The organism is Natrarchaeobius chitinivorans (genome assembly GCF_003841505.1).
Taxonomy (GTDB): Archaea; Halobacteriota; Halobacteria; order Halobacteriales; family Natrialbaceae; genus Natrarchaeobius; species Natrarchaeobius chitinivorans.
The window spans coordinates 101,498-112,319 of the sequence record NZ_REGA01000016.1; the positions used below are offsets into that span (position 1 = coordinate 101,498).

11 protein-coding genes and 1 tRNA gene are annotated in these 10,822 nt (G+C 57.4%); 9 read left to right on the forward strand and 3 right to left on the reverse strand.

Annotated elements, in window-relative coordinates:
- The first annotated feature begins 76 nt into the window (after positions 1-76).
- The 6 genes from EA473_RS16500 (at position 77) to EA473_RS16525 (ending at position 4,689) form a co-directional block, all read left to right on the forward strand.
- Complete coding sequence (locus tag EA473_RS16500; RefSeq protein WP_124196751.1) at positions 77-316, forward strand: amphi-Trp domain-containing protein; 240 nt, start codon at positions 77-79, stop codon at positions 314-316.
- A gap of 313 nt (positions 317-629) precedes the next feature.
- A complete protein-coding gene (locus EA473_RS16505; protein WP_124196752.1) occupies positions 630-1,073 on the forward strand; it encodes a universal stress protein in 444 nt (147 codons plus the stop codon).
- Between the two features lie 68 nt (positions 1,074-1,141).
- Positions 1,142-2,533, forward strand: coding sequence for a hypothetical protein (locus EA473_RS16510; RefSeq protein WP_124196753.1), 1,392 nt, complete (start codon positions 1,142-1,144; stop codon positions 2,531-2,533).
- A 173-nt stretch (positions 2,534-2,706) separates the two neighbouring features.
- Positions 2,707-3,039: a hypothetical protein gene (locus EA473_RS16515; RefSeq protein ID WP_124196754.1), complete on the forward strand. Its 333-nt coding sequence runs from the start codon at positions 2,707-2,709 to the stop codon at positions 3,037-3,039.
- Entirely contained in the window at positions 3,039-3,704 is a 666-nt protein-coding gene (locus tag EA473_RS16520) for a hypothetical protein (protein ID WP_124196755.1), read from the forward strand. The genes EA473_RS16515 and EA473_RS16520 overlap by 1 nt, the downstream gene beginning before the upstream one ends.
- Positions 3,705-3,894: 190 nt before the next feature.
- Complete coding sequence (locus EA473_RS16525) at positions 3,895-4,689, forward strand: NAD+ synthase (protein WP_124196756.1); 795 nt, start codon at positions 3,895-3,897, stop codon at positions 4,687-4,689.
- Positions 4,690-4,717: 28 nt separating this feature from the next.
- Here EA473_RS16525 and EA473_RS16530 read toward each other — a convergent pair whose 3' ends face one another.
- Complete coding sequence (locus tag EA473_RS16530; RefSeq protein WP_124196757.1) at positions 4,718-5,257, reverse strand: GNAT family N-acetyltransferase; 540 nt, start codon at positions 5,255-5,257, stop codon at positions 4,718-4,720.
- A 52-nt stretch (positions 5,258-5,309) separates the two neighbouring features.
- Complete coding sequence (locus EA473_RS16535) at positions 5,310-6,020, reverse strand: enoyl-CoA hydratase/isomerase family protein (protein ID WP_124196758.1); 711 nt, start codon at positions 6,018-6,020, stop codon at positions 5,310-5,312.
- A 60-nt stretch (positions 6,021-6,080) separates the two neighbouring features.
- On the opposite strand from EA473_RS16535, the gene EA473_RS16540 reads away from it, so the two are divergent.
- The 3 genes from EA473_RS16540 to EA473_RS16550 all read left to right on the forward strand — a co-directional run bounded on the left by EA473_RS16540 (position 6,081) and on the right by EA473_RS16550 (position 8,308).
- Positions 6,081-6,833: a DUF7114 family protein gene (locus EA473_RS16540; RefSeq protein WP_124196759.1), complete on the forward strand. Its 753-nt coding sequence runs from the start codon at positions 6,081-6,083 to the stop codon at positions 6,831-6,833.
- Between the two features lie 87 nt (positions 6,834-6,920).
- Positions 6,921-6,992: transfer RNA gene (locus EA473_RS16545), tRNA-Thr, on the forward strand.
- A 179-nt stretch (positions 6,993-7,171) separates the two neighbouring features.
- Positions 7,172-8,308 (forward strand): tyrosine-type recombinase/integrase, encoded by a 1,137-nt coding sequence (locus tag EA473_RS16550; protein WP_207890204.1) that lies wholly within the window; start codon positions 7,172-7,174, stop codon positions 8,306-8,308.
- 634 nt (positions 8,309-8,942) lie between these two features.
- On the opposite strand, the gene EA473_RS16555 is transcribed toward EA473_RS16550, so the two are convergent.
- Complete coding sequence (locus tag EA473_RS16555; RefSeq protein WP_124196760.1) at positions 8,943-10,388, reverse strand: hypothetical protein; 1,446 nt, start codon at positions 10,386-10,388, stop codon at positions 8,943-8,945.
- Positions 10,389-10,822: the final 434 nt, after the last annotated feature.

The window sequence follows — 10,822 nt, forward strand, 5'->3', positions numbered from 1 at the left end:
CGTCCCGATCCGGTAACGACGTATTGGTGGGTGTTCGCTGCCCATACTTTTTCCGACTCACCCTCCATACGGTTCCATGGCAGAACGGACGACAGCCGACGAGACACTCACGCGGGAGGAAGTCGTCACGTACTTCGATCACCTTTCGAACGCGTTCGACGAGACTGACGACGAGGTTCGCGTCAGAGTCGGGAACAAAACGGTCGAACTCGAGCCCCCCGAAACCGTCGAACTCTCGGTCGACGTGATCGAGCGTTCGGCGATGTTTCGAGGGAAACGCGAGACGATCGAGATCGAACTCAGCTGGAAACCCTGATACGAACTGTTGAAAGGCATCTGCGGTTGGACCGTAGACGGGTTGCGGTCCGATCGGTGCATCGTTAGAATAAACCGTACGACGTCAGCTCTCCCGTCGCCGTTTCACCGACCCCCTCTCGTCGCCGTTTCACCGACCGCCGCCGTCACCGTTTCACCGACCGCCGCCGTCACCGTTTCACCGACCCCCTCTCGTCGCCGTTTCACCACTGCCGTTCGCCGCTCGAGCCTCGAGTTCGAAACCAAATCGAATCGTTCCCAGCGAGCAGGAGATAGCGAAGTTCTTGTCTTTCCATCCGCGTAGTTCGATATAGATGTACGACACGATTCTCTTCGCCACTGACGGGAGCGATCACGCGACGACCGTCGCAGAACACGCGATCGACGCCGCATCGACTCGCGATGCGACCTTACACGTCCTCTCTGTCGTCGACGACCGTGCGTTTCTCGTCCTCGACGACGAGCGGGTCGACGCCGTCCGCGACGACCTCCGAACGAACGCACTCGAGGCGACCGACGAAGCCGCAGCCCGCGCCGAGGAGGCGGGACTCGAGGTGGAGACAGCCGTCGAGACCGGTAATCCGGCGGAGTGTATCGTCGATCACGCAGTCGACGTCGACGCCGGCCTGATCGTCATGGGAACGAGCGGAGACGACTACGAAAACAACGTCGTCGGCAGCGTCTCCCAGCGCGTCGTCCGCACCGCGCCGGTCCCGGTGACGACTGTCGGACCCGACGCCCGATCCGGTCGTCGCTGAGCGTCGATTCCAACAGATCGCATTAAAATCGGGTACATTGATATGCGGGCCGCCGGTAATACGCTGTTATGCGCCGTTCGCTCGTCGTCGCGATCGCAGTGCTCGCGATCGCGTTTCTCTTCGTCGGCGGACCGTCACTGCTGTTCTCGCCGTCGACGGAAGGCATCGCACCCGAGGAAGATGAGGAGCCGGAACTCCATATCGTCTCGTTCGATGACAGCGAGAGCGGTTTCTGGCCGTATCTCAACGCTCGAGAAGCCCACGAGAAACGCAGCCCGCTCAACGTCATCGTCCGCGGCGACGCCGACGACGTCGTCAGACTGTTAGCCCAGCACGGCGACGGCGACTGGGAGGAAGCCGAACACGACCACTTCGAAGCGGAGGAGCTACTCGACCCTGCGCAAAACGAGACCGATTCCGCGATGGACCCCGACAGCGACGGGGAGTCGAACACGACCGTCGACGCGGTTCGGCCAGTTTCTCCGACCGACATCCCGTGGTCCGAAGCCGATGGGACGACCCGCTACGCGTACGTCGACCCCGGTCCCGGCGAAGAGGCCTACTGGACGACCGAAACTCTGCAACTCGAGGACGGCGAGTACTACGGCTACCGGTATCACATTCGCCTCTACGAGAGCCCGAACCCCGACGACCAGTGGATCGTGATGCAAACTCACTCCGAACACTTCGACTGGTTTACCCTCCGGCACCGAGTCGACGGCGTCGAACAGGCCCAATCCCGCCTCGAGGGCGACCTGATGGCGATCCCCGGGGTCGACCTTCGAGAGGACGTCAGCCGGATCTATCTCGACAACGCGGGACCATCCGACGCCGACGGCTGGGCGACGAAGGTCGATCTCACCGCGATGGCGCTCGCTCCGATCGCGATCGGACTCGCGGCGAGGCGAGAACGCGATGTCCGCGCAAAGAGTACCGGCGTCATCGAACGGGCCGAAAGCGGGATCGACGACCAGCTCACCGAGTCCGACCGAGCGCGTCTCGAGGCCGCGTCCGACCGCCTCGAAGCCGGGCACCTCGTTCTCGCGGGCGTGGTTTTGACGATAATTCTGGGCGTCCGAATCGGCGGTATCGCCCTCGATCGACACGCAAGCTTCCTCTCGGCCCACGCGATAGCGGCACTCCTGTATCCGTTCATCGCGCTCGGATTGCCCATCGCGACCTACGCCATCGCGAGCGGGCTCGAGCGTCGTCTCGACGCGGCGCTTGCGGCGTCGACGTCGCTTGCGGTGGCGATCTGGATCGATTACTCCCTGCTCGGCGTCGACGTATTGCCCCTCGACGTCGTCTTCCAACGTGCGTTCGTCGTCGTCGCGCTCGGGCTGATCGCCGCCGGCGCGGCCAGACGTGCGACCCGCGACTCGAGGCTCAACGACATGGTCGTCTTCGGAGTGGCACTGTGGTCGCTCGTCCTGGTCGGGACGCTGTTTGGCTACCTGTGACGTCGATTCCGTCTCTCGAACGCGCCCGCAGACGATGGTGGTTCGAAGACGACCGATCCAGTGACGCTGTTCGAATCACGGCGTCTGAGACACCAGCGCACCCGCTCGAATAGATATTACGTTACTTTTAAATAATTTTGTTTCGACAGGACATCTAACGACAAGAGACGATTATGGATCTGCTCAACCGCGGTAACTCTCGATCTGCGAACGACGCTGGCGGTGAGACCCAGACCGAAGAGACGTACGATTACGGATCCATGTCCGACGAGGAGTTCTGGTCGACGATACGCGCCGAGAACGCGGCCCTGCTGGGCGTCTCAGAGGAGCGAGTCGACGAAATGTCCTTCGCGGAGATCGAAGAACGGCTGGAGATCGAGACGGACGAACCCCGGTTTCCCATGGGAAGCCGAGAGGGGTATCGCGACGTGGGGAGTTACGAAGTACTCTCCGAAGACGATTACGAGGCCCGGAAGAAGGCCGTCGAACGATTTCTCACCGACTAATGTCACGGGACGACGACGTGGCCCGCACGGGTGACGACGTCGAACTTACGCACTCGTCGTCGGGTCGGGCCGAACCCGACACCGGGGTCGATCAGGAGGACGTAATCGAACTGTGTGCGACCGTTCTCACGGATCCGTACGTCAAAGCGCGCGACCTCCACATCAACAACGAAGCGGCCCTCGGAGAGCGGGACTGGGTCGGACTGACTAACTTTCGGGATGCGCTGGACCACGTGCGGAAAATTCACGTGTACCTCGACGACGACGAACCCGAAAAGGCGTTCTCCGAGGTCGTCGAAATGCAAGGTCACATCTACAGGGCCGCCTACGACGGTGCACAGACGATTCCCGAAGCGAAAATAGAGAGCGTCGAGGCTAACAAGCTTCCGAACGTCCTGTACACGATCACTCTGACCAGTGCACCGAGCGATAGAGAGTACAAACGACGAAAGAATCAGATCCGGGAGGCGATCTCGAGAGGACGACGAAACAAACCGGAAAACTGGAAAGAAAGCGTAAAAGCCTTCGAAGAGGCCAAACAGCTGTCGACCACTCTGGACGAGGAGATCCCCGACAAAAAGGACGTGTACTTTCGAGTAGTTATCCTTCTGATGGGCGTTATCGGTGCGTTCTCCGGACTGTACACCCTCGCCTCTTTTCTATGAAGTGACGACGATACGACGGAGTAATCGGTGAAACGAATCGTCACGTTCGTACTCAAGCCTACTGCACCGTCTCACTTTAACGTAGATCTCTCGAGCGGTTGCCGGACGGATTTGGCTACTAGATTTACGTTCGTCCACTTTTTTCCGGAAACGCGAGTCTATTAGGACGACGAACCCGTATCGACGGTCGATGATCGACCTTCGCTTCTCCGAAGAGGAACTGGAACTGCGACGCGAACACGTTCTCGAGTTCGTCCGCGACAGCGTCGACGCCGCTGGCGCAGACGGTGCTGTCCTCGGCTTCTCGGGCGGAATCGATAGCACGCTTACGGGGTACCTCGCCGTCGAAGCGCTCGGCCCGGAGAACGTCCACGGCCTCGTCCTTCCGGCGCGAGTCAGCAGCGACGAGAACATGAGCGACGCCGAACGGGTCGCCAGGGACCTCGAGATCAGCTACGACGTCATCGAAATCGAACCGATCGTCGACTCGCTGCTTTCGGTCTACCCGGAAGCCGAGGGCGACCACGAGGCCGTCGGGAACGCGAGGGCCCGCGTCCGCGGCGTCCTGAACTACCTCGTTGCCAACCACGAAAACCGGCTGGTCCTCGGAACCGGAAACCGCAGCGAGGCCGCCGTCGGCTACTTCACCAAGTACGGCGACGGTGCCGTCGACTGTCACCCGATCGGGAACCTCTACAAACAGCAGGTCCGCCAGCTCGCCCGCCACGTCGGCGTTCCGGACGACCTCGTCGCCAAAACCCCCACCGCCGAACTCTGGGCCGACCAGACCGACGAAGCCGAACTGGGTATCGACTACGACACCCTCGATTCGATCCTCGCGATCCACGTCGACGGCCCCCTCCCGGTCGACGCCACCGCCCGACTGCTCGAGGTCGACGCCGAGACCGTCGAGATGGTCCGCGGGCTGTACGAACGCAGCGAACACAAGCGAAACGCCCCGCCGGCACCCGAGCCCCTCGAGTGAGTCGAGCCGACCGAAAGGCCAACGACCGCTACGGATCGCCGGTTCGCCACTCGTCCTCGAGCAGCCCGTACCAGTACGTGTCCTGATACTCGCCGTCGGCGAACCGCGCGTCGCGGTGGATCCCCTCTTTCGAGAAGCCGATCGACTCGAGCAGCCGCCGCGACGGCTCGTTGAACTCGAAGACGCGGGCCTCGATCCGGTGAAAGCCGAGCTGGTCGAAGCCGTATTCGACGACCAGTTCGGCAGCCTCCGTCCCGTACCCCTGCCCGTGGTGGTCGGGCGCGAGCCAGTAGCCGATCTCCGCGCGGCGGGCCGGCCAGACGATCGAGTTGAAGCCGACGATCCCGACGCGCGTTCCGTCGACGTCGATCAGGAAGTCGATCGTCTCGTCTCCGCAGACGACTTCCTCGAAGAACTCCCGTTCTTGCGCTCGGTTGACCGGCGTCTGCCGACCGATCGCTCGCCAGATTCGCGGATCGTTAATCCACTCCTGGAGAAACTCGAGGTCGTCCTCCTCGATCGGTCGAAGCGTGACGCGATCCCCGGAAAGAAACGCAACGGTGGTCATAATCGGTCATTCGCCGACTCGTACAAGAAACCGCACATGCATTGCTAGCATTTCACTCGAGCAGTGCGTCGATATCGTCCGCGTGGGCGGCCACGAGGTCGCCAAACGCTTCGGCCTCGCGTCGTTCTTTCATCCCGCGGTCGGCGTCATCACGAACCCGACGCTTCAGAACCGCGCAGGCGTCGGCCTCGTTGTCGGTGATTTCGAGCGCGACGTCCCGGGGATCGTCCTCGAGTCGCGAGATCAGCCCCATCCGACGGGCCTCCTCGGCGTCGACGACGCGTCCCGTGAGCGCGAACTCGAGGGCGTTGCTCTCGCCTACCAGTCGTGGCAGGCGGACGGTGCCGCCCCAGGCACCGAACAGCCCGAACGTGACGCCCGGTTCGCCGTACGTCGAATCGGGCGTGCCGACCCGAACGTCGCAGGCGAGGGCGAGTTCGAGCCCGCCACCGCGTGCCGGACCGTCGATACCCGCGACGACGATCGCCGGCGACTCCTCGATGGTGCGAGCGACGCGTTGTCCCAACCGAGCGAACTCGACTGCGTCCTCGCGGTCGCCGTCGAGGGCCGCGACGACCTCGAGATCGGCCCCCGCACAGAATGCGGGTCCGCGTCCGTGGAGGTAGAGCACCGATTCGTCGGCGTCGGCGACCGCATCCTCGAGCGCCTCGAGGCCGCCGACGGTCAGGGCGTTTCTGGCAGCGGGCCGGTCGAGGGTCACGATCCGAATCGACCGGTCGGCGTCGATCTCGACGTCGATCATGCCTCGAGTCGACCGAGCGTTTCCAAAGGTCTTTGCTTCCCCCCTCGTAAGGTCCCGCCAATGGAAGCCGACGACTGTCGGCGTGCCGCCGTCGAAGCCGTTGCGGACGTCGAACCACCGCGGTTGCACGATCTCGTCGAATCCGTCCTCGCGGAGGCGTCGATGGTCCCCGGCGTACTCACGGTCGAAAGTGCCAACGCCGCGATCTCCGACCCACCTGTCTCCCTCGAGGACCGAACCGACGGCGGATCTCGCACGCGACTCGATCCGAACGCGAACGGGGTCCTGACCCACGCAGCCGGCGTTCAGCTCATCTACGAAGGGCTGCGACTGACGCGAACGCTGGCCCACGAGGAACCGTGGAGTGCGAACACCGGCGACGCGTTCGATGGAACGGACGGCGACCTCGAGATCCTCGTCGCCGACATCCTCGTCGCCCGCGGGTTCTACCTGCTCGCCCGAACCGACGCCGCGGGAAAGGCGGTCCGGACGGTGCAGGCGTTCGGACGCGACCAGACGCATCGAGACGACCTCCTCGACGCCGACGACGGCACCGACCGAGGCGTCGATCCCGCGTCGATCGACGCGAACCTGGAACGCGACGTCCTCGAACTCGCCGTGCTCACCGGCGCAGCCGCCGTCGACGAAACCCCGTCGTCACGCCTGCTCTCTGCTGCCGGCGAACTCGCCGACGACTTCGCACCGTCGTTCCCGCCGGTCGACGAGTGTTACACTCACTTCGACCGATCGCTCTCGGATCGCTCGCTCGAGGACCACACGACGGACAGAGCGACCTCTGCAACCGATCCGTGAGCACTCGAGCGTGAACCGGTGTCTCACCCCACGCCCCACGGCGAATCGAAACCCATAAAGACGACTCGAGATAACCAACAGATGCGTGCCTGGGTAGCTTAGCGGTAAAGCGCGTCCTTGGTAAGGACGAGAGCCCGGGTTCAAATCCCGGCCTAGGCTTCATTCGGCCTTCTATCCTTTGTTTTCGGCGTTTCCCGTCGAATCAGCATGACTCAATTGAAAGGACGCGAGGGTGGTCCGATCCAAGTAGGGTCGATGCCGTCCCACGGTTTTGGAAAAGTATCGGGCATACTGACAAAGGAATTTAAACTTTGGCGGCTAGCTAGACTAGCTTTTCCATGGAGAGGCTGAATACCATGGAATCTGAAAACAAAGTTGATGGAATAGTTCTTATCACAAGCGAGGCGGAAAAGTACCTGAATCCGCGTCAGAAAATCTCTTACAGAACCCATAGAAAAGAGTTGGCAGAGTGGATGCTATCTCTCGGAAAAAATCCAGGGAAGGCTGATGGCTACAGCTACACAACGGCGAAGAACCGTATGAACCGTCTTGATCTGTTCTACCGTTTTGTCTGGGACAAAGAAGGCCGGTATGTCCAAGACCTGTCTACGGATCACGCCGATGATTGGATGCGGGAGTTAGCAACCAAAGACTACAAAGAATCCACGAAGTGCCACTATCAGAAGGCTGTTCAGACCCTGTTCAAATGGAAACGCCACGAACGGAACAGTAACACGGAGTGGGAACCGGTAATCAGGTACAGCGATCCTTCCACGAGTTACCAGCCACGAGACTACTTGACCCGGGAGGACCGTAGAAAGCTTCGTGAAGCCGCATTAGAGTACGGAAGCGTTCCTCACTACAACTCTGTAACCCCGAGTGAACGTGAACGTTGGAAATCTTATCTGGCTCAGCGTTTTCAGAAGCCGAAAGAAACTGTCTCTAAACGTGACTGGCTTCGTGCGAACTCGTTCAAGTATACCTCGATGATCTATACCGCGTTGGATGCCGGGTTACGGCCTGTCGAAGTCGGTAACGCGAATACTCGATGGATCGATACCGATAACCAAGTACTCCGGATTCCTCGGGAAGAGTCCTCGAAGAACCGGGAGAACTGGACCGTCGCATTGAAACCCGAAACCGCATCGATCCTGAAACAGTGGCTCGAGGAACGAGAACAACACGAAAAGTACGAAGGAGAGATGGCTTTGTGGCTTACCAAGTACGGAAACAGGTACGACAAAGACTCGTTCAGAACAGTCTTCCGAAATATAGCCTCGGAGGCAGGACTTGACCTCGAGAATAGAGACCTAACGCCTTACAGTATACGCCACAGTACAGCCACATATATCACGGATGATGCGGGGCTGGCGGTAGCCGCAGAACAGTGTCGGCACAAATCACGGAGAACAACAGAGAAGTATGTACATAGTTCGGTGGATCGACAGTCGGATGCAGTAAACAAGCTGGACTGACCCTGGTTTCGCTTGAGTTGTAGCCAACCGTTATACGGTGTATAGTCGTTCGGTGTTTCAAGGCTGATTTAGACCTGTTTTTCAAAGCCGTGTGTTTTGAGGTGGTGCTGGTTTGATCTGTAAGCATTTCGGCGGTTTCGGCAGAAATGAAGAACGGTTAGTGCTTGGAGAGGGGGAGTTCGGCGGTTTCGGCATATCGGAATATACAGCTCTGTTGACTCTCACTTCATATATGGATGAAGGACAATACAACACTCAGATTTTGTTCTATCTCATGGGAAATCCTCTCTACAGAAAAAGGGTCATTCGTCACTAGCTTAGTTTCGTGAGGGCAACAGAGCATATTTACTATGTTCAAATCAGGTTGCTGAGTGATTCAGTAGTATTTCCGGTATTTCCCGACTTCAACGAGGACGAGCTGCCGCCGAGGTAGGTATTCCCGGTATTTCCGGATATCGGAATATACAGCTCTGTTGACCTCACTCCCACTATTGGAATGAAAGAAATGGCTCAGCCTGGTTTTTTCAAAAACAAGTCTTCAGAAGAGAAACCATGTCTCTTTACAGTCGAAGTGATCATCCAATTCTAACGAAATTTTCGTGAGGTCAACAGAGCATACTACACTGAAACACGTTTACAACGCAGCCTGTTCGATGTCGCTCCAGCTAACTCCCTCTGTTTGTTCGTTATATCTGTCTGCTAGTTCTTGGCTGATTGAGAGAACGACATGATCTCTGTTTTCTTCACTGTTTTTGTAGAGGAAGCTTCGGTGACCTTGTGGTCCGTAGTAGTGTGCTGCCGTGTACAGTTGTTTTGCGCGTTCGTAGTGTCCGTCCTGTCCGTAGCGATCGTTTTGGATAGCGTCCATTCCTTCGAGGACTGTTGAGTCATTAATACTGATTCCCTGTATACTTTCAGAGTCTGTTCCTATTCGAGCTGCTCCTACATAGGCTGCTACGCCTAAACCTTTCTTTCTTCTGTATGTCTGTATTCCTTGTTCTGGATCTGGTTCCCCTGTGTGGTAGTCGACTATGGGTGAGAATCTTGAGGTACTGGCCTGTATTCTTGCAGGCCCTACCCATCCAGCAGGATCTGATGTTATTACTTCATCAGTCTCAGGAAGGTAGTGGTAGCTCATGCCGTGTCCAGAGTTACTTGCGTTGAACGGGATTAATTCTTCTTCTAACTCAACTTCATGGTGTTGTTTGACGAGTTCTGCCTGAATATGCGCCATTTCTTCGGCGTTTGTGCTTGGGGATCCTTGCCCAGTTGCTCTGTATGCTTGTCTCCAGGCTACTAACCCATCGTTGAGCATGTCTATTCGGTCTTCCGGCCAGTCTAGGCTTTCATACTGGTCGGTGTTCCATGTGTCTTCACCGTGACTGTATTCTAGTCCGATTTGGTCCGGTGTGATTTCTAGATCGAAGTCTATCCGGTTTTCTTCACGTGTTCTCTCTGGTATTGATTTCTGGTTGTAAGCTGTATCCGCATATTCCAGCTGGTGTTCATGATATTTTTCTCTTTCTTCTATGTGGTATTCGTCCAAGTTTTCTATTGTGTTGAAATTATACGGTGTTTCATCTTCGCTGTCGTAGATAAACGTGTCCGGCAACTCTTTCTGGACTGTTAGTGTGTCTTGAAGTGTTTCTCCATCAACTTCCGCGTACAGCGTTAGTTCTGTTTCCAGTTCTGGTAGAACGTCTTCAGAAAGTTCCTCTGTGTACTCGGTTTCCTCACCATTGATCTCGAGGTAGAGTTCGTCGGGTTCAATTCCCTCGCTACCAGGTTCGAGAGTGTAGGATAGTTCGCTGGCGTATTCGCCGGCGACCTGATCCTCTTCAAATGGTTGTTCAAGGTCAAGCGAAGAAAGATCAATACTAGAAGCAGAAAAACCCAAACTATACTCTTCACCGTTCTCCGAATTATGATCGTTGTCTGAATCTTGACCAAGGTCCGACCCTTGTTCGTTCTCCTCAGAATTGTCATCCAGTAAGTCGGCGCAACCTGCTAAACCGGTTGCTATACCTGCAGCTCCGGTTCCAATCAGTTTTCGGCGAGAGTAGAGATCTTCACGGCTCATCAGTTGTTATTTGAGTATTTGAAAAACAGGTTTCAAATAATTACCGGCAAGTAAACACACTAGTTCGAACCGAAATACCGTACTCAACCCTCTAGACCTATTTAAACTCTAGTCGACAGTATTTCTCTTGTAAACCTCAAACGAAACAAGGAGTACCGGAAACAACGAGAATGAAAGGCTATAAACCGCTAATATCGATGCGGGTCCTGCCACTCTATTAACGGTTCAAAGGCTGCCAAACGAAGAAAGGATAATCGAGCTCAAGCGAACCGGCGTGTAACCTGTTCTCCTTGGTTCTGGTGAATCGCCAGACAGCGACGACTTGATCCGTCAGAACTAGGGAGTTGAAGCGGGAAACGGCGGATGTTCTATGTCCAAAATTTCCCGCTTCACTGGGAAGGTAGTGACATTGGCTAAAAGTGCTGTTGGTGGCC

Excerpts from the sequence above, each read along its gene's own strand:
- EA473_RS16540 (WP_124196759.1), top strand. The coding sequence starts at position 6,081 with ATGGAAGCCGACGACTGTCGGCGTGCCGCCGTCGAAGCCGTTGCGGAC.
- EA473_RS16515 (WP_124196754.1), top strand. The coding sequence starts at position 2,707 with ATGGATCTGCTCAACCGCGGTAACTCTCGATCTGCGAACGACGCTGGC.
- EA473_RS16535 (WP_124196758.1), bottom strand. The coding sequence starts at position 6,020 with ATGATCGACGTCGAGATCGACGCCGACCGGTCGATTCGGATCGTGACC.
- EA473_RS16500 (WP_124196751.1), top strand. The coding sequence starts at position 77 with ATGGCAGAACGGACGACAGCCGACGAGACACTCACGCGGGAGGAAGTC.
- EA473_RS16520 (WP_124196755.1), top strand. The coding sequence starts at position 3,039 with ATGTCACGGGACGACGACGTGGCCCGCACGGGTGACGACGTCGAACTT.
- EA473_RS16555 (WP_124196760.1), bottom strand. The coding sequence starts at position 10,388 with ATGAGCCGTGAAGATCTCTACTCTCGCCGAAAACTGATTGGAACCGGA.
- EA473_RS16510 (WP_124196753.1), top strand. The coding sequence starts at position 1,142 with ATGCGCCGTTCGCTCGTCGTCGCGATCGCAGTGCTCGCGATCGCGTTT.
- EA473_RS16525 (WP_124196756.1), top strand. The coding sequence starts at position 3,895 with ATGATCGACCTTCGCTTCTCCGAAGAGGAACTGGAACTGCGACGCGAA.
- EA473_RS16550 (WP_207890204.1), top strand. The coding sequence starts at position 7,172 with ATGGAGAGGCTGAATACCATGGAATCTGAAAACAAAGTTGATGGAATA.
- EA473_RS16505 (WP_124196752.1), top strand. The coding sequence starts at position 630 with ATGTACGACACGATTCTCTTCGCCACTGACGGGAGCGATCACGCGACG.
- EA473_RS16530 (WP_124196757.1), bottom strand. The coding sequence starts at position 5,257 with ATGACCACCGTTGCGTTTCTTTCCGGGGATCGCGTCACGCTTCGACCG.